The 19,119-nt window shown below is 40.8% G+C and carries 15 protein-coding genes; 1 reads left to right on the top strand and 14 read right to left on the bottom strand.

Going from position 1 to position 19,119, the window contains the following annotated elements:
• Window positions 1-8: 8 nt before the first annotated feature.
• The 5 genes from L6472_RS00480 to L6472_RS00460 form a co-directional block, all read right to left on the bottom strand.
• Window positions 9-1,100: an efflux RND transporter periplasmic adaptor subunit gene (locus tag L6472_RS00480; RefSeq protein WP_237806188.1), complete on the bottom strand. Its 1,092-nt coding sequence runs from the start codon at window positions 1,098-1,100 to the stop codon at window positions 9-11.
• Between the two features lies 1 nt (window position 1,101).
• Window positions 1,102-2,577 carry a TolC family protein gene (locus L6472_RS00475; protein WP_237806186.1) on the bottom strand — a complete coding sequence of 492 codons (1,476 nt, stop codon included), beginning with the start codon at window positions 2,575-2,577 and terminating at the stop codon, window positions 1,102-1,104.
• Window positions 2,578-2,855: 278 nt separating this feature from the next.
• A complete protein-coding gene (locus tag L6472_RS00470; RefSeq protein WP_237806184.1) occupies window positions 2,856-3,962 on the bottom strand; it encodes a hypothetical protein in 1,107 nt (368 codons plus the stop codon).
• Window positions 3,963-4,089: 127 nt separating this feature from the next.
• Entirely contained in the window at window positions 4,090-4,491 is a 402-nt protein-coding gene (locus L6472_RS00465; RefSeq protein WP_237806182.1) for a hypothetical protein, read from the bottom strand.
• Window positions 4,492-4,493: 2 nt separating this feature from the next.
• A complete protein-coding gene (locus L6472_RS00460) occupies window positions 4,494-5,555 on the bottom strand; it encodes a 6-bladed beta-propeller (protein ID WP_237806180.1) in 1,062 nt (353 codons plus the stop codon).
• A gap of 1,003 nt (window positions 5,556-6,558) precedes the next feature.
• Here L6472_RS00460 and L6472_RS00455 point away from each other — a divergent pair.
• Window positions 6,559-7,353: a glycerophosphodiester phosphodiesterase family protein gene (locus L6472_RS00455; RefSeq protein ID WP_237806178.1), complete on the top strand. Its 795-nt coding sequence runs from the start codon at window positions 6,559-6,561 to the stop codon at window positions 7,351-7,353.
• Window positions 7,354-7,450: 97 nt separating this feature from the next.
• Here the strand turns inward: L6472_RS00455 and L6472_RS00450 are convergent, their stop codons facing one another.
• From L6472_RS00450 to L6472_RS00410, 9 genes are all read right to left on the bottom strand, one after another.
• Window positions 7,451-8,551: a hypothetical protein gene (locus L6472_RS00450; protein ID WP_237806176.1), complete on the bottom strand. Its 1,101-nt coding sequence runs from the start codon at window positions 8,549-8,551 to the stop codon at window positions 7,451-7,453.
• Between the two features lie 134 nt (window positions 8,552-8,685).
• The gene (locus tag L6472_RS00445; protein ID WP_237806174.1) at window positions 8,686-9,882 is read right to left on the bottom strand and encodes a 6-bladed beta-propeller; all 1,197 of its coding nucleotides are present in this window, start codon (window positions 9,880-9,882) and stop codon (window positions 8,686-8,688) included.
• A gap of 86 nt (window positions 9,883-9,968) precedes the next feature.
• Window positions 9,969-11,126, bottom strand: coding sequence for a 6-bladed beta-propeller (locus L6472_RS00440; RefSeq protein WP_237806172.1), 1,158 nt, complete (start codon window positions 11,124-11,126; stop codon window positions 9,969-9,971).
• Window positions 11,127-11,334: 208 nt separating this feature from the next.
• On the bottom strand, window positions 11,335-11,577 hold the full coding sequence (locus L6472_RS00435) for a hypothetical protein (RefSeq protein WP_237806170.1): 243 nt from the start codon (window positions 11,575-11,577) through the stop codon (window positions 11,335-11,337).
• 87 nt (window positions 11,578-11,664) lie between these two features.
• Window positions 11,665-12,750, bottom strand: a complete 1,086-nt coding sequence (locus L6472_RS00430; protein ID WP_237806168.1) for a 6-bladed beta-propeller — start codon at window positions 12,748-12,750, stop codon at window positions 11,665-11,667.
• 58 nt (window positions 12,751-12,808) lie between these two features.
• On the bottom strand, window positions 12,809-13,879 hold the full coding sequence (locus L6472_RS00425; protein ID WP_237806166.1) for a BF3164 family lipoprotein: 1,071 nt from the start codon (window positions 13,877-13,879) through the stop codon (window positions 12,809-12,811).
• Between the two features lie 44 nt (window positions 13,880-13,923).
• Window positions 13,924-15,231 carry a 6-bladed beta-propeller gene (locus L6472_RS00420; protein ID WP_237806164.1) on the bottom strand — a complete coding sequence of 436 codons (1,308 nt, stop codon included), beginning with the start codon at window positions 15,229-15,231 and terminating at the stop codon, window positions 13,924-13,926.
• A gap of 469 nt (window positions 15,232-15,700) precedes the next feature.
• Window positions 15,701-16,237: a hypothetical protein gene (locus tag L6472_RS00415; RefSeq protein WP_237806162.1), complete on the bottom strand. Its 537-nt coding sequence runs from the start codon at window positions 16,235-16,237 to the stop codon at window positions 15,701-15,703.
• A 46-nt stretch (window positions 16,238-16,283) separates the two neighbouring features.
• Complete coding sequence (locus L6472_RS00410; RefSeq protein WP_237806160.1) at window positions 16,284-18,929, bottom strand: insulinase family protein; 2,646 nt, start codon at window positions 18,927-18,929, stop codon at window positions 16,284-16,286.
• Window positions 18,930-19,119: the final 190 nt, after the last annotated feature.

Below are 19,119 nucleotides of genomic sequence, written 5' to 3'. Positions count from 1 at the left end.
TCCCCCTCTTATTTGTTTTCGCGACTGATGGTCACCTCTGTGTCGTCAGCCAGGTTCAGGTTGCCCGAGACGATCACGCACGAACCCTCGTGCAGAGTGGTCTCCTTCTTTTCACAGCCTGTGATGGCAAACTGCCCCAGATTGCTATACAGCACGTCCACATAGGTCCAGACGGCCCTGTGACTTTGCTTGTCATAGAGGAAAATCACGTGGTAGCCATCGCGCTCCACCACAGCCTCTTTGGGCACCACCAGCATGTCGGGCACGGCATTCTCCACGATGACGCGCACGTTCATGCCGTCCATCATCCCATTGCCGTTGTTCTTCACTCTTGCCGTCACGGTCACCAGTCCTTTCTCGTCAACCATCGGGTTGATGCCTGTCACCGTTCCTATATACTTCTTGTTTTTATCAGCAAAGGGCGACACCACCACCTGCTGGCCCGTCTTCACGAAGTTCAGCTCTGCCTCCAGAATCTTGAATTCCACCTCGAAAAAGGCATCGTCTATGAGCACACAGAACTTTGCACCAGGCTGGTTCTCTCGCGCCTCAAGGTTGGCCACACGTCCGGCAAACGGAGCTCGGAGCTCGCAATCCTTCAGTTGTTTCTGTGAGGCCTGCAACTGATACTTCGCTGTATAATAGCCCGAGATGACCTCTGCACGCTTCAGCACCTCGGCAGGGACTTTTTCCAGATTCCCGTCATAACCCAGTCCGATCAGCTTGTCTTGCAGTTCTACGCGCGACCGCTCCATGTCGTGCTTCGTCTTTTCCAGTTCTGCCTGGTATGTCCGAGTGTCGGCCACACAGAGCAGTGTGCCCTTGCCCACCATCTGTCCATTCTTCACGCACACCCGCTGCACCAGTGAGCCTGGCTGCGGACATACCAGCTCTGCCTTTTGGGCTGCCACCAGCTTTCCGTTGCAGAGCAGTTGTTTTTGGAACACCTGCCGTTGCAGTGTGATGGTGTCCACCTCGGCCACCATCTGTTCCATGGCAGCCATGTCCTCGTTGTTCTCTTTCTCCTTTTCGGTTTTGCAGGCTGCCAGCGACAGCAGTGCCAGAGCCGCCATGACGGCTTTTACGCGATAGTTTCTCATGTTATTTCTTAGATAGTTTTTCGTAATCCACAATGATTTCGCGGCCATTTCTCCAGTCATAGAGGGTCGTTTTCTGAAGTGCATAGTATTTCGACCAGAACTTAAACAGCTGACTGATGTATTGCGACTTGGCCGACTCCAGTTCCTGTTGTGCCGTGTTCAGGTCGGTCACCGAGATGGTGCCCGTCTCAAACCGCTTCTTCGTGATCTCATAGCGCTCTCCGGCTATCTCCTCAGCACGGGCTGCATTGCGGCACTGCAAGGGCAGCGTGTTGAAGTCTGCAACATCGCGTTTCAGGTCTTGCACATAATCAAGATGGGCCTGCTCGTTCTTCGTCTTGATGACATCCAGCTCGGCCTGTGCCATCTTCACTCGGCCTTTGCTCATGCCCCAGTCAAAGATGGGCATAGACAGGGTGACACCCACCACCTCGTTGTCCTGCAGATGCGAATAGGCGCCGCGGAAGTCGGAGGCCGACTGTCTGAAGCCCACATCGCCCGTGAGCGTCATCTGCAACCCGCGGGCTGACTTTGCCCGTGCCAACGACATCTCTGCGTTGAGTTCCTGCAACTTCATCTCGCCATTGTGCGACGAGTTCTGCAAAGCTTTCTGCACCACATCGTCGGGCACCAACAGCAGCTCAGGCACATTTCGTGGCGAGAGCAGCACGGCATCCTCATAGTTGACAAGGCGCAGATAGGAGAAGAGCCTATACAAGGCATTGTCAAGGGTCAGCTTGTTTGACGTCTGTGCCACGCGTGCATTCACCAGCGACAGCTCCATCTGGAGCATCTCACTGCGGGTGGTGGTGCCAAGCTCCAGTCTGCGCTGGGCCATCTCCAACAGTTGTTCGCGGTCTTCCACCGTGGTCACACTCTGTCGATACTCCGATTGTGCCGACAGCACGTTGAAGAACAGTGCCGTTGCCGTCATGGCGACATCCTGCATGGCAGCAGTATAGGTCTTCTGTGCAATCTCAAACTCAAGCGGAGCCGTCTTCTTCTCCCATTTCGATGCGTTGTAGGCAAACAGCGGCTGCGAGTAAGACACCTCCAGCGGTTGTGTGTTGATGGTGTTCAGGTTGTAGTCGAACTGCCGCAGGTGGTAGAGATAGGACTTCAACGAGACTACGCCTCCCGTCTCCACAATCTTCTGGTCGAGCGACAGCGTGACGCTGTTCGTCATCGAGTTCTCATCGACATAGGCCTGCTGTCCTGTCTCGTAATTGCGCACGCCTACCAGCGAATGGTCGAATCCCAACAGGTTGGCAGACAGGTTGACCGATGGTTTCAGGTCGGCCTTGAAAGACCTGTAGGTCCAGTAGCTGGACATAAACGAGAGCTTGGCCACCTGAGCATCGAACGAGTTCTCCTGCGCAATACGTATCACGTCATTGAGTGTCAACTGCTGAGCATGCCCCACAGCCGACAGCAAGAATGCCGCCGTTGTTATGGCTAATCTGATTTTCTCTTTCATTGCGGTTTTTAATGATTGGTATTGATTGTCAGGACGACAGCTGCGCCCTTTTCTCCTTACTTACTACTTAGTGTCAGTCCGCATTCTCGTCACTGTTCGCGGCAAAGACAAGACCTGCGGACTTTTCACGACACAAAGATATAAAAAATGACACATATCGATGCCACATCTCTTATCATTTTATAAAACTTTGACATATCTACACTCATCATCTCATTTTACCACCAGACTTGCCGCCCTTCTTCATAAGAAAAGAAGGGGAAAAATTCTTGCTTTCATTATTTTAAAGAGACCTTATATCTAAACAAACATCCATAATTATCTACACCATACAAGAATTCGGACTTCTCGTCGTATGCAATAGCACGAAGAACCTCATTTATCACAAAACTGCGAAGAACCTTCCCCTCCCAATCACTCACCACTACAGTAGAATGATATGGTATATGCTCATTTACTTCTATCTCCATCATTTCTTTAATAGTCATATCTGACTTCAGTTGAAAAATATAGTTATCCGTCACACTCGCATTGATATTGAAGGCTTTCAAAGATTCTGCGACTAAAGAAGCATCCTTTATCGTAGTAAAATAATCAAAGTTATACGACTCCTTGACCTTTACGCCTGTCACTGTTTGTTTATCCAAATCAACAATATCGATCAAGTCAATAAAACGATGTACCAGCACGCACTTTGCCAAGTCAGGCCGAACTTCAATATCCCCCGCATACGCAGCAGATAAGATATCATAATCATCTATAGGCAGTATCTTGGGATAAAGATCATATACCGTCTCTTCACCTTGTTTGTTGAAGCCAATACTTGGGGTGAAATAAATATGGTCTCTTGAATCATGATAGGACAACTCTTTATAGAATGCATAGTCCTTTTCGGATTTCTGTATAACATGATATTCATAGCCACAGATACTACTCGGACGCTTAATAACTTTCTTAACGACTGTACGCCCTTTTTTAAATGACAGTTCCAAATCTACGACCTTGGTTATGCTAGAACCTCCGTCGGCTATATACAGTTCTGGGCCTCTCTTTGTGTCTCTAGCATGCACATCATAAGGCATATCAACAAAATCATTCCTACTACGACCAAACTCGCCGAAACTCACAACGCAAGTATCATATTCCGGACGACACACTTCTAAGAAATGCGAAGATTGACTTGTCAAACCAACCAAATAAGTATTAACAAAAAACAACTTAGAAACTACGCCAAACTGAGTGTTTAGTTTTTCGCCTTTAAGCGTATCCGAAACACCTACATATTCTATTTCTATTAACTCATCAGGGTCATAATATTTGTTATTGCATGCGTAAAAGGCAAGAACAACCAACAAACAAATAATGATATTTTTTCTTTCTTTCATTTTAACTTTATATTTATAGCAGAACCCACGATTTATGGGCTCTGCAATTCAGGTTATTTAATTTCATAACACTTACTTGAAGCCGTTCCGGGAATACGACCACCTCGTGTCTTTCCACATGTGTACATTATTCCTTGAAAATTTTCAGTCTCTTTATTTTGCTATCATTTTCGTTTGTCAGCACGTATTCTGTACCGGCTGAAGATAATATTTTCTCGTATTTATAACACTTTTGCATGCCATCTCCACTTACGAAAATACTATCATCACGGAGGCAATAATTATATCGTTCGCCCTGTAAGAGAATAATCTCATTGTCTTTTATTTGAAATCTTTCAATCTTTGCTATATCATCTTTCATATCCTCAAATGATACAGAATCTTGGAATTCAATACTAACAACGTTATAATTACCGTCTTCTAAACTACTCGTTTTTTGGCATGATATGAAAAATGCGAAGGAAATGCACACCATAGAAATTGTAACAGTTGTTTTTCTCATAAGAATCTCTTTAATAAATGTGTTCATAACTATTTAATTGTGTATATTGCTAATATTGGGTTTGTATTTGATTTAAAATTGGGCATCATTCTTCTTATAGCCTCCTTATTTTGACTATCTGGCAACATCATGCATATCATGAGTTCGTTATTCAGATACATCATATGCCCATAAAGTTCCTTATCATTAATGATATCTTCTTGGCGCGAGATGTCATATTGCTTTTTATTAATCTTATCATAAATCGTTGTTATTGTACTTTCCATATTAGAAGAAGAAAACATCAGCCACTTGCGATTTTCAAAATAAGAATATTTCGTATAGACTTCACCCTGATGCTTTTCGTAATCTGATAGTGGGTCGCTAGCTAATTGTGAAGGAATGGAGAATCCATAATCTATGTGATATTGTGTTTTTACAGAATCACCATGAACCAGATAAATATTGTCTTTATCTTCTCCCCCCATTAAACCAACACTGTCTCTGCCTATATGAATCAAATAGTCTGGATATATTCCTCCACTTCTGAAATCATCAGAAATAGAAACTAAATGCTTTTTATATCTGCCAAGACTATCACAAAGCCAAAGGCCTCGTCGTGCATTTTCGATATAATCCGGGGTGTACATCAAATAATCGCCATTTGACATCACTGTAAAGTCCCTAACAACGTCTTCACATTTAATATCACGCAGATAATCGCCATCCTTTGAAAAAACAACAAATCGATTCGTCATGGCATCCAAGATTATAATTTCGCCTGTTGTCTGCGAAACATCCATATTACTAATTGAAACATACTCATTTCTAGCTCGACCTTTACAATCAATTTTTCTAATGAGTTTCCCTTCCATACTAAAGCAATAGATTACACCAGCATGTTTATCACAGGCAAATAGATTCTTATCAAAAACTTTCAGTTCGTCAATAAATCCTATTAAGCAAGAGTCGTCTAGTTGTATAAAAGAAACGGTATCAATCATCTGGGACACTCTGAATGGAGTATTTTTGCTCATATTAAATTCAACATTTAAAACAAGTGCCTCTGTATCTATATCTCTGCTTGCACATGAGAAAAACAGATATGACATCGTCACTAATGAAATTACAAATAATGTATTTCTGGTTTTTCTAAAGGTGTTATTATACATATATAACTGATCTTTCGCAAGTGAACATTCATTCATCAAGCGATTAATTTATACATTTGGTAGAGTTTATGGAACTTAGGATTGGCATCAATAACAGGATACAGACGACTATCGATAGTCCTAACAACACCACATTCTTATAAAAGGACTCAGCTGGCGTAAAGTGTATCACTTCGCCAAAGCAACCACACGACTCTATCTGACCATAAAGGCTCACCACATTAACATACGTGATATAGGTAAAATAGCACATCACTGGCAAATACAGCCAGTCATTTACTGTATAAGCAAATGAGCGGAGGCCAATCCACTTAAATATACTTGATAAAACAAAGATAGTACCAACGAACTTCAAAAGAAATTCATTGACGCAATTAGGAACATTTGCTACTATATTCTTCATGAGAATACTTGGTTAAAGTATTATTGGTCTTTAGTCGTTGCAAAGATATCACATTATTTTGACATTTTCATATCGAATAACGGTTTGTATTAATGGTTTTCTGATAATACAAAATATAAGTAAATGATTATCTGCTACTTACATTTTTCAGTCAACAAGAAATGTATTACCGAAAATACTTCATTTATCTCCATTTTCGACATTTAATCTCCTCCATAATCTTTCAAAATTCAATTTACCACTATGTTTTTCACGCCCAGCACAACTTTGAAGTTATTATTTCTATAATAGCCACCTTTACAAAGATTTCAAAAACAAATCTGGTTCTTCACAGGAATGGCGTGATACCGGCATTCCTGTGAAGAACCCTCTTTTTTTTGATAAAAATGTGCACTATATCATGTTAAAGTCTGTCATATCAAAGCCTACTTGAAGAATATTTCGTAACTTCGCAACCAAATTATCCATAGGATTGTATCATCCACGTGATCACTCATTTGGAAATAATAATATAACCATTTAACATTAAAGACCAACAAAATGAAAACCCTGAAAATCTTCGCAATCCTCACCCTATCGATGCTGACGGCAACCCTTCAAGCACAAGAAAAAGAAAAGCCCCTGTCGCCCAAAGGCACACAAGTCATCGCCCACCGCGGCCACTGGGATGTCGACGGGTCTGCACAGAACTCACGCCGCTCGCTGCAGCTCGCCCTCGACATGGACATCTACGGCAGCGAGATAGACATCTGGCTGACACGCGACGGCCACCTCTTCGTCAACCACGATGCCAGCTACGACGGTGTCACCCTGCAGGATGCCACGGCCGACGAGTGTCGCGCCCTCATTCTGAAGAATGGCGAACACATGCCCGAACTGAAAGATATGCTTGCCCTGCTGAAGAAGAGCACCACCTCGACGAAGCTCATCATCGAAATCAAGGAATGCCGCACGCTACAGCAGAACCTCGAGTCGGCGCGACAGATCGTGAAGGCCGTGCGCAAGGCCGGCATGCAAAAGAAGGTGGAGTATATCTCTTTCTCCCTGGCCGCCTGCGTAGAGATAGCACGCCTCGACCCGACGGCCCGTGTAGCCTTCCTCAGCGGATGGATAACGCCGAAAGAACTCCACAAGCTGGGCATCACCGGTCTGGACTACCACCTCGCCGTCTTCCAAGAGCATCCGGAATGGGTGAAGGAGGCTCATGAGCTGGGTATGTACACAAACGTATGGACGATTAACAATGACGAGCATTTCCGTGAGTTTCGCGACATGGGCATCGACTACATCACCACCAACAACCCCAAGGGTGCCGTGAACGTCGTCAGCCAATAGCCAACAGCTAGTTTGATCATGGGGACGGTTCTGGTGATCTGTTGATCAATAGAACCATCCCCAGGGTTCTTCCTTCTTCCTATATCTTAGATCAACACTATTTCAACATACCGGCATATAACTTTCCACTTGCCACATCTATCGCATACATTTTATGGTGTGAATCATCGTATGCAATATTAGAAATGTTTTTGTCTATACAATAAGCAAACTGGCAGTTGCCATCCCAATCATATCCACACAACTTCAAGCCTTTGTTTTCCCTTCCGCTGTCTTCATCACGGTTGATCTCGTCAAGGGTTTTGCCACTCTCCAAGACAACAAAGATTTCGCTAGCTGCGCAAGCAGACACGTTGTAGAGCCTAATCTTTTCATGAGCATTAGACTCTGTTATCTCCTTCTCCAGGAATTCATACGTGTAGCTATCAGGATTAACAATACCCAATGATTGCTTTTTGCTGAGATCAAAAATCGTTGTTATATCGATATTGCTATTCACGCTGGCTACATGAAGACCGTCTGGCGACACAATCAACATTTGATCATAATCTGCATCTGTACTTTGCGGGAAGTCTTTGGGTTTTACTATATCGGGGTAAACATCCCATATCTTCTCTTCGTCGTCTATGAGACAGAATTCTGGCGGGTAGAACAAATTGTCTCTAGGGTCATCGTAACTGACTCGCTTGTATATGAAACGTTTCTGACCAGGCAAATAGAACGTGCTATGAAAAACACTTCTGTTCTGTCCTTTAATGACACTTTTCACTACACACTTCTTCGTGGCAACAGACCGCCTTAGGTCTATAACCTTTGTGCATGCCCCATCTTTCACAAATAGCAGCGGCAGTCCCTTTTCGTCTCGCAGACAATATATTTGACCTTCGAAGAATGGGAAGTTGCCAAACTCGTTGAGTGCATGCCCCAATTGGCCAAAGACGGCAAGTTCTTTTTCGGTCGAAGTATCCAGCACCCTAAAAAGGGCATCCTTATCCCTTTGGGCTAAAATCAGATAACGATCTATGCAAAGTAGTTTATATACATCTGCATTCAGAGATTGCATTTCGCTTAACTGAAGCGTATCACTGGTGGTTCTTACATCTTTATCTCTTCGGATGTCAGGATTGTAAAACCTGTGCGACAGGTCGCATGAACATAAGGCTATGCACAATGCCACAGTAAACAATATATTTTTCATATCTAGCATAAGGAAGGGGACCCCATAGCCCCTCCCGATTAATTAATCACGCTTTATTTTAATACACCTTGAACTTTGTGAATGTCGGTCTACACGTTCTACTACGTCACAATCTTTGAGAAGATATTTCCTAGTTATCGTAATGTTTTGCATAAATAATATTTCACTATAAAGGGATTCCCATCTGGGTTGATATTTTTAAACTTCTTTCTAATGTTATTTACTTGCTGAGGATAACGCTTTTCAAAATCCATAGACTCAACTCCACCTTTCCAAGGATAATAAACAGATTGTGCCTGCACTGATGTATAAATTGCATCGTCTGTCATGTCAACAACATGTCCGAACTCGAAAAGATAATCACCACAATACGTATCTAACCTATAGGTTTGAGTGTTGTTTTCTTTTTTATTCTGGACCGTAAGATAATAACATCCCTGATACAGGTAATAAAACATAATATAATTATCCGTTTCCCTAAAATCACTGATGTTCATTACATACTTGTTTGAAATCTCAAACATACGCTGCCAATCAGAATAGTCTTCAGCCGTTAAGTGATGAGGATTCGCTTCGCCACAATCCAACATAAACGACAAAGACGGCTTAGAGCTGATGCCGTTTAATCGATAGACTTCCCTACCTGAGTTCGAAAAGAAATACAAGTTGTTTTCATGTTCGGAAAATGTAGCAATATCACTATTATAAATACCTTCCAGATTGGGATTTATATCAACGTATGAATTTAGGATTTTGAAATCCTTATCCATAACCCACAAGTTATGAAACGCTTTTCCATCCTCACTGCAATTTCCCATAAATCCCACATATCCGCCATTGTAAGAAACAATTCGTCGGAAAGGCATTGGAAGAGTTATAACCTCAAGCAATTTGGTACCAGCAGCATTATATTTCAGTATTTTCTTATCAAGCCCACACAATATGTTGATACAGCCATCTTGCTTATCAACAAAAATATCGTCTATCTCAATATATTCATTAGCAGCATGTCCTACATTAGATATTTTTGAGAGAAATTGTCCTGTATGAGAAAACACATAAACAGCTTTGCTCTTTTGATCCATCACATACAGAAGAGTATCAGATTCTACAACCTTATCAATTTTTTGAATCCACGAATCAGTACCTTGTAGAGAGATGATGTCAACACTATCAATAATATCCTTGTCTGTTAACGACTTAACATTATTCAGATTTGCATACACAACATTAGAAACCATTTCGCCTTCTGCGCATGACTCGAATAGACACACACAGCTGGACAAAAAGAGTCCTATGACCTTACAAAAGATATTCTTAAATACCATCATACAAATTATTATTCATAAATTCTCATTTCATTAATGCCAAAATGACTTTGGACAATTTCTTGGTTGGCACAAGTATACTTGATATGTCATTTTACGCTAAAGAAGATTACTGCCGGGAGTTTTGTCTTTCCATCGTATATTCTCTGCAGTTGCTCAGGCACTCTGTTATAACCGTAATCATACATTTCTTTGCTAAAAGGTTCACCAGTATCGAACACAAGTGAAATAATTTGGTTTTCATTCACAAAGAAATTATAAAGACCGCTGAAGCCATCTATCAAGGCAGTACTTGTGATGCTTTTCTTACTTTTTTTGTTATACAGCCAATAAGTACAGACAGATTGATACGTATATCTTAAAAGAACCAGGTTTTCTGTTTCTTGATAGTAATCGAGTCCTCTCACCCCTTTATATGCACTTATCTCCTTAGGGGTATGTTTGCCGACAACAAGAGTGGGTTCTTCGTCCATAATGAACCTGCCATTAAAATCGAACTTTACGACTTTCTCAAGGCTATCACCTTTAAACACCAGCACCGAGTCTGACAACAACGGTATATGGGACAATCTATCACCGTTAGCATAAAACGTTTGCTGTGAGGCAACATAAGTATAGACGTCTTCACGCTGCAGCAGCTCCCGTTCTACATAATTATATTTATCACACTTCACCAAGACAGAGTTGCTTTCATTTTTATTAATATTAAAGTCGAACATGTATTCCTTATTCGACAGCATTCCAAAATCTTCCGGATGGAGATACGCAACATCAACAACCTTATCAACTTTACCAGAATCGTTAAAGATGATTATCTTATAGGCATTACTGTCAAAAACGTGAAGACGACGATGGTCATCGACGAAAAAGTCTGCAGGTCCGTCTATGTACTCGTTCTTTGCTCTTCCCCTTTCGCCTGCACGAAACAAGAACTTACCTGAAGTATCAAAAACATATATCGTCTTATCAAATTCCGAGTCCATGACATAGATTCTGCCGTTCTTAACAACAATCTTTGTGGCTTCATGCAACTCCATCCCACTCGGCAACGATAATTCGCGAACAGAATCTACGGTGTACTGATTCTGTCTTAACCCTTCATTGTCTGCATCTGGCTTGAGTCTTACGACCTCCCTTTTATAGTCACCAAGTGCGTTAAACATAGACTGAGAGCACGAAATATAACACAAGGATGCAAATGCCACAAGACAGCATGTCATGCTTTTTTTTAAACAAATCTTATTCATCTTTCAAATAGATTTATATATTTCAGCGACTAAAGAAGTCATCACTTTGTAGTCATGTGACGACTTCTTTAGTGATTAATATATATGAATTGCACGTTCGTGCCCACACCTGCGATGGCGAAGGCTGCACAAAGCGCAATGGCTTTCTTCCTGCTTTTGATTTTCATTGTTTTTTAATTATTTATTAACGGAACGAACTTGTCGTTCCCTAACTTACTGTACAACATTGACTTTTCACTTCCACTTCACCAATTACAGAACTGCAACTGACAGATAACAAATCTCCATCATCAGGAACAAGCAAGCCTGCTTCATCATTGGTAATTACTGGTTTTGAACTATCAACGTCCACAAACAGGACACAACCTGTCTGGTTGGTATCAATTGCCCTGCCACAACACATCAACATTAAAGCGAGCAACGCAATTCCAAAATTATACAATACTTTCATACTGTCTATTGTTAAATATATGTATGGTAAAAGTTTATAGCGCTAACTGCAACGGGGAGTTTCCCCGAAACAGCACAATCGATAGTTTCATGGTAATGGCTTATATTTAAGAATTACGTGTTGATCGGTTTCCTTTGCTGGCTGGCTAACGAATGTATATTTCACGTTTTCGTTGTCCAGAAATCCGCCCATATCTTCATCGTGGTAATAAATAAATTCGCCTATCAACGAGCCATGGACACCAACTTTAGGAAGAATATAGCTCTGACACCCATCTGCAATCACTTTGTGATTATTCCTGTCTATTAAGCATACCCGAAGTGAAATAGCATAGGAATATGTCACCATCATGATGCTATCTGTGACCACTACCTTTGCGATTTTGGGGAAAGGATATTCAAACAGCTCTTCTTTTTCTAATTTCGACTTTGTCATTCTTTCCATTGTTTCACGCTCGTTGGGATATGACAGATGGATAAGATTCTTTATTTCATTGCCATTGATAGCAAAGATTGTTGAGTAAGGCTCGGGAGTAAACAGAAGACCAGCGTCCGTCTTATGGAAAATGGTGGATTCACCATACACCCAAGCTCGTGTTTCGGGAATATCCATAAGCAATGTCATCGTGTCACCTTGCAACACGTCCAACTTGTGCAGGTAGTAAGAATAGAGATATATGCGCCCGTCAACAACTGCAAGACGCTCATAATCGCCCTGAGTTTCTATGGAACGAGAGAACTGGAAATCAGGTGTCAGCTCTATGATTTTCTCTGGATCACAGAGAAGATATATCTTTCCACTTACAGAATCCACATCAAAGTCCTTGATTCTCGCATACTCATTTCTGCTCCTACCTTCCTTTTCATAACAATTCTTCTGTCTGCCGTCTTGAAGATCAAACAGATACACGCCACGGTCGCCAAGAAGGAACACAGAATCTCCGCTATTAACCATCTTATGCACCAGTCCCAAGAAAACTGTTGAGTCGAGTGGAATAGCTGTCGCCTCTTTAGAGATATCGGAGACCTTTATGCTGTCATTTCTCTCTCCGACCATATAAGTGTTTAATGCACCTGCTGTAATATCTCGCCTTTCCTTATTACCACAGGAATAAGACAAAAAAAGTATGACACCACATAACGAATAGAGAAGTGCCTCATTCAATTTATTCATAAAAACAACTCTTTTTAAAATTTTATTATATCTTTAAGGACATCCAACCTTTCATAATTTAAGCATCTAAACGAAGTTTGCTTGGACAAGCATATTTGTATATGCGCTCTTCCTCACCACAAGATGTGAAGATATACAGACTATTTCCATATATAAAAAAGGAGGTTGCCTGAAATGGCACACTAACTTTCAGCAAGGGGGTGCCTTCCCAATCAAAAAATAAGATTGAGGAGTTGTGAACTTTCTCAAACCATTCATCTTTATAAGGTTTTTCATAATACACCACGCCAAAATAATTTTGATAAGCTCGCATAGAACCGCAATATGAATACCAATCACGTTTAGACGTTTCATCCACATGACTATAGCTCTCCAATTCAGGCTTCAAACTAAGCGTAACGTTCTTTGGCGATGATAATGAGTAAAGATTGATTTGAGGCAGATGAAGATAAGCCTCAACAGCCATCATCTTCTCTGCGTTGACAGCTGAAGTTGCTGCTATTGCATTACATTCCTTTTGTGGTATGGCCTCATTTATATTTCCTGGATTAACGTCGCGCTCGACTCCATGAGTCAACATGCTCCTCTTACGCCCAAACATCCTATAACTTTTTATCAAAAAGAAAGAAGAATCATTCAACTGGTAGGCCCAAAGGAATTTATGGTCAGAAGAAAGAACTTCATTTGTATATGACAACTGACCAGTCTCTATTGTTTTCGTAAGATTAACACTGTAGATGGAAGACTTATTTGAATCGTCAAACGAACAATATAATGAGTCATCCTTTATGAAATCCATTTCGGAACCTGGCAAATCCAATAGTTCTCCTTTAGCATTTCCGTTGCGAAGAATGTTACCCAAAGGACGTAGTGTATTCAAAGAATATAAATGCCAAAAATAATCCGCCCGGTAAAACTTGCAAATCAGAACACTATCAACATTGAACACATCAACACACCCAGGAATCTCTATATTCAAAGGCTGAACTTCTGGCAATGATAGCTGCTCTGGGAATTCTGACACATATACTATACTATCACATACCACATAACTATCCTGATTATTCTTTTGGGTGGAGCAACCACCCAAAAGAACTGTCAGAAGAAACAAATAACATACTTTTTCCATTCCTAACTCTCTAAATGTGCATAACAAAAATCATACTATGCAACTCAATCTTTTAATGTGCATACCTGTATGATAGGATTTCTATGTTTTGCAAGACGCAGCATCTCTTCTTTTTCCTCAGCAGTGACGACAATCTTTGTAGAAGGTTTCGAATACAATTCCATAAGACACGAGAGATAATCGGTCCATTTCTCTGAACATTTCCCTTCTGCTATTGCTTGTTTTATTTCTTTCGCCATCGTTTTTGAGAGATCCACATCTACTGGGACATTTGCATGCTTCTCAAAACTTTGTGGAGAAATTGCGAAAAACACTTCTTTTCCTTTTAGATACCTTGGACTGGTATTAATTGATACCCTTCCATATATATCGTTCTCTAAAACATTAGTGCAGAATGTCTTATCGTCATTGATGAATGCCAAAAAGGTCGGAAGTGGAGTACCATCGTTGTTCTTATATTCATACGCAACAACGCTGCGTTTTCCTGATTTCAAATAATTCCACGTAAAGCCAACATCCGTTCTTTCTTCGAGTTTCTCGTGAAATTGCGAATCACCATACCACTCTTGAGGTATGCTTCTTTCTCCAAAGTCAATGTAGAAAATGGGGGTCATTTCATCTGCATTAACTTCATTTACTATAGGCGTTTGAGGTATATGACAGTAAATATGCCCCTTGTCTTTACAGAATACGTTACTTAAAGCATTAAAGAATTGTTTCTTGTATGGAGCAAACTTATTGAGTATTTTTGCATTCTTATCAATTACTACATAATTATAGCCGATACTATCTGGTGATGAGAACTCGTCATACTGCATATATAACAACAGTTTATCCTTATCTAATATCTCGAAACTATTGATATACCAAGGTAAATGGATGCTTTCAACGTACTCACCATCTTCTGTATAATATTTTAGGCATTTTCTTGCATTATCATAGACAACCACTTGATGATTCTGCCCATCATATGCCATGTATAGAGGCTCCACATATTCATTTTCTGCATGTCCTGCCTGTCCAATGGTATTTAGAAACTTTCCTTCAGCCGAAAATTTCAAAACACATCGTGAACGATGATCAAAAACGAGTATATCACCTTTCTCTGTTATTTCCATCTTCTCAATATCTCCAATAACCGATTGACTCGTTTCCTCCAATGGAATATACTTCACCGAAGAGAAAAGATCTGAAAAAAGCATTGCCTTATATGGTTGGGTATGTCTTAAATCTACCTTCTCTAATTGATCAAAATCGACACCAGGGTTAGTAAAGCCATTCAGTGTTTCATTGTTTAGACTGCAAGAAACAAGAAACACAATACTAAAAAAGAAAACAATTATCTTATTCATAAATGAGGTTTTTAGTTTAATCAGAGTTTCCCTAAAAGAAAGCAATGATTGAAAATTTAGTTTTGATAAATATTGGAAAGCGCAATGACCTTCTTCCTTCTTTTAATTTTCATTGGTTTTTGGTTTTTTGTTTGGTAAAAGTTTATAGCGCTAACTGCAACGGGGAGTTCCCCCGAAACGATACACATATATAATCGTCAGCAAAGGTAGAAAGAAATATGGCACAACGAACGTTTTCCGTGTTAAAGTATTTTAAAACGAATATACATTCACTTTTTAATCAAAAACATGCAATATTAAGCGCTTTACGGCTAACTTTTTCGTCATCACACCATCATTCTTTTTGTTTGGTTTTATTCTGAGGAAGATAAAGGAGTTTGTCCTTACTACGGCACTGCCAAGGCTCAAACTCCTGAAGCACATTGCTCAGTTCATCCTATAATGCCTTCAACATAAGGCTCACGACACATCATTCCAAAATGTTGTTCCAGTTAATCACCTTACCTTCAGACACAACGTTCAAGATGCGGACATCTGTCACCTTCACAAACGTTTTTGATGAATATTTATCTCCTGCTTGATAAATCAAACTGCCGTTGTTAAATAAGCAATGAAACGGAATACGCTTCTTTACCCCACTTAGATAAACCGTCCATGGCTTCAAAAATTTACTTGCCACTCTGGAAGATCGTACATTAAGTGGAACTGGTAAAGAAAAGAGGTCTTCCGTTTGAACTTCTACTGAGAAATCCAGCGACTTCGCATCTGACTTGATATCTTTTAATTCTGCCACGAAGAAACCAGGTCTATAACCTTCACGCACTTCATCGAAATCATCAGTGGTACCATAATAGTAGCCAGACAATTTTCCTTTCTCATCTTGCTCTATTACCAGATACTGGTCTTCATACAAATCTTCCACCTGGTTGACATACACACCACAGATCTTCTGAGCATTAGCCACAGTTGAAAGCAGCAGCATCGCCGCAAATAATAGTTTTTTCATAATTACAAATAGTTTTTAGTGATTATTGATTAATTGACTGCATTCATTATACATTTTTGTATTCATAGCGATGACCATGCTTCAACAACGAACGGAGATACTTTCTGACCCGTTTCGGTGTGATGACCTTCTCCAGTTTCATGGTCCGCGTGTCAACGACTACACCCTTATTTATTATCTTCTCCAACTCCAGAGAAGCTGCCCCACCCTGCGGATATATTCCACCACTGACATAGACCGACCTAATGTAATCATCAATCATCTGTTGGGTAATGGCATTACCATAAGCCATTTCCTGCAAGAGCTGTTTCATATCATTCTCTATTTTGTTGCTCTTTCCATGAGCACACGAGAAAAAGATACGATACGTCTGATGAGTTACTGGATAAAACTCAATGTTTGCACGTACATATGGTGAATAGACATCACCATTCTCCAAGCGTATTCTATTGATTACGGCAGTACTTAATGCCGCTTCGAGTGCCTTATGCAGCATATAGTTCTCTGCCTTGAATGCCAAGCCATGTTCTTGGAACAGAATCATGGAATAATAATCACTTTCGGGATCAACAGAAGGCTCTACCAATATGGAATCCTTATTAATGTAATAATTCTTATTGTTTTGCTTCGTCGGCTCGTTCTTTGAAGGCAAGCCACCGATGTATTTCAGAACAAGCGGCATGATTGAGTCCTTGTTTCCCACATTGTCTATCGCTACGATCATGCCACTGTAGTCCGATTTAAATTCTTTCCAGCTTTCACATACTTTTTGGAAATCGTCTGCTGTCATCGTACTATCACGTACATACCTTTTGGGCGCTATTGTAGGCGCATAGATTACCTTTCTAAATTGTTGGAGAGCTTTGTCATGTTTAATGTTATAATTTTCTCTCCATTCCTTAGCAAGCAGAATAGAATCCTCCCTATTAATCTCGTAATTTGTTAATTCGCGGTAGATTTCTTTGAATCGTTCTTCTACTTCAGAATGACTAATTTTATCCCTACCCAACTCATCATAATAAACAGATGAAAATAAACCTCCTCTCAAACCTGAACAGTTATTCATGCAAGAGAAGCCCGCATATTGCAAAGAGTCTAACTTATTCATTACCCCTTCACGATGAGTATGCAAACTAATGTACTCGCCACAACTATCAACCTCATGCATCAGCACCGTGACACCATTTGAAAGAGTTATTTTCCACACATCACTATCTTTCAACTTTTTCTCTTTCACGACCCTTCCTGGTATGGGATCAACGTTAAGTGTCAGAGATTCCTTGACTTTCTCTGTGCTTTCTTTCTTTAATGGCAAACGTATCGGCTCTATTTCCGATTGATAGGCGTTGTCTATCACTTTCTGAAATTCATCATTGGTAATCCTGCTTTTGTTCGAGACTGTTAGTCGGAACGTCGGTGCGGAAGCATAGAATAAATGTCTGAACAGCTCGACAAATCCTTCAAAACCATAGTCTCTCTCTAAGAACCTTCTTATTTTTACATCCACATCATTGTCCACGATTGGCGTTCCATAGAGAAAGTTTGATAAGCAATATTCAAATATACTGGAAGGATTTACAACCACTGAATCATTAGACTCCCATACCTGTGAGCCCGTCATCTCCAAGGTGTCCGTCATCTCCGCACGATATTCATCGGCTATTTCCTCTGGGAACCCATAATCGGCAATACTTCTAATCGTTTTTATTGATTTTGACAGCAGCTCTTTGGGACCATATTTATCTGACCAGATATCAATATGCAGAATTGGCACATTATCTATATCTTTCCTATAAGAGGTAAAGCAACTGATATCTTTACCATACAGTCTTTTGAATGTTTCAACGATAGGGCTGTTCAGGCTTAAAACAGCAGTACTCGGCAGAACGCTTTCTATCGTCTTAAGCCTATCTGCCAGCATTTTCTGACGGATAGTCAATTCGATATTTGTTGTTTCATCTGTTTCATCCAGACGCTCGACGAACACTCTTGGCTCACTGTAGGGTGGAATCACGGCTCGTGCAGGAACCACACTTGTCCCAGCCGGAACTGGTTCAAAGATAGCCCGTATCTTTTCATACATCCGTTCCACGTCGAAAGGTCCAACTACCACTACAGCCTGCATCTGTGGCTGATACCAGCGATGATAGAAATCACGTATGGTCTGTGGCGAGCAATGAAGAATCGTACTGGTGTCGCCTATGATTGGTCGGGAGAACGGAGTGCCTGCAAGTTCCTCATTGCTTTTCCGACGCAACAGTCCTTCTTCAATGATGACATTCCGTTCTTTCTCTATGTCACTATCGTTGAGCTCCGCATCATACATCATGTCACGTAACATCAGCAGACAGTCTGTTGTCATCCGATCGTTTCCTGAAGGAATATTCTTGAAGCTAAAGAATGTCATCTCGAAACCAGTCGCGGCATTTAGGTCTGGTCCAAATTGCAGACCCATTCTTTGAATCCGATCTACTATTTCGTGATTCTTATAGTGCTTTGTGCCGCAAAACACAAGATGTTCTACGAAATGAGCAAGACCGTATTCGCCTTCCCGCTCCGCCAACGATCCCGTCGGTTGTATGATGTAGAAGTCGGCCTTTTCGTTCTTTGCCGTCTTACAGATATAATACGTCATGCCATTCTTCAACACCCCTTTCTTCACTGCCTTAGACTCTGGTATCGGCTGCGTCAAATCCAGAGCAAGACCAGATAAAGGTATGAACAAGAAGGCTAAAAGACAAATAATGAATGCACACTGATTATAGGTGGGCATCAATGCCGAGAATTTAACGTTATTGTTCATCTGTTATTTATAGTTATAGGTTTATATGCTTTGAGTAATTTCTCGGTGCAAATATAGCAAAAAAGAGAATATAAAAATC

This window comes from Prevotella sp. E13-17, from assembly GCF_022024035.1.
Classification (GTDB): Bacteria; Bacteroidota; Bacteroidia; order Bacteroidales; family Bacteroidaceae; genus Prevotella.
Note: the sequence above shows the minus strand (reverse complement) of the source record. Positions and strands in the feature narration are given on the sequence as shown.

Bases quoted from the DNA above. Each gene is read 5' to 3' on its own strand.
- L6472_RS00480 (WP_237806188.1), bottom strand. From the start codon at position 1,100: ATGAGAAACTATCGCGTAAAAGCCGTCATGGCGGCTCTGGCACTGCTG.
- L6472_RS00475 (WP_237806186.1), bottom strand. From the start codon at position 2,577: ATGAAAGAGAAAATCAGATTAGCCATAACAACGGCGGCATTCTTGCTG.
- L6472_RS00470 (WP_237806184.1), bottom strand. From the start codon at position 3,962: ATGAAAGAAAGAAAAAATATCATTATTTGTTTGTTGGTTGTTCTTGCC.
- L6472_RS00465 (WP_237806182.1), bottom strand. From the start codon at position 4,491: ATGAACACATTTATTAAAGAGATTCTTATGAGAAAAACAACTGTTACA.
- L6472_RS00460 (WP_237806180.1), bottom strand. From the start codon at position 5,555: ATGTCATATCTGTTTTTCTCATGTGCAAGCAGAGATATAGATACAGAG.
- L6472_RS00455 (WP_237806178.1), top strand. From the start codon at position 6,559: ATGAAAACCCTGAAAATCTTCGCAATCCTCACCCTATCGATGCTGACG.
- L6472_RS00450 (WP_237806176.1), bottom strand. From the start codon at position 8,551: ATGAAAAATATATTGTTTACTGTGGCATTGTGCATAGCCTTATGTTCA.
- L6472_RS00445 (WP_237806174.1), bottom strand. From the start codon at position 9,882: ATGATGGTATTTAAGAATATCTTTTGTAAGGTCATAGGACTCTTTTTG.
- L6472_RS00440 (WP_237806172.1), bottom strand. From the start codon at position 11,126: ATGAATAAGATTTGTTTAAAAAAAAGCATGACATGCTGTCTTGTGGCA.
- L6472_RS00435 (WP_237806170.1), bottom strand. From the start codon at position 11,577: ATGAAAGTATTGTATAATTTTGGAATTGCGTTGCTCGCTTTAATGTTG.
- L6472_RS00430 (WP_237806168.1), bottom strand. From the start codon at position 12,750: ATGAATAAATTGAATGAGGCACTTCTCTATTCGTTATGTGGTGTCATA.
- L6472_RS00425 (WP_237806166.1), bottom strand. From the start codon at position 13,879: ATGGAAAAAGTATGTTATTTGTTTCTTCTGACAGTTCTTTTGGGTGGT.
- L6472_RS00420 (WP_237806164.1), bottom strand. From the start codon at position 15,231: ATGAATAAGATAATTGTTTTCTTTTTTAGTATTGTGTTTCTTGTTTCT.
- L6472_RS00415 (WP_237806162.1), bottom strand. From the start codon at position 16,237: ATGAAAAAACTATTATTTGCGGCGATGCTGCTGCTTTCAACTGTGGCT.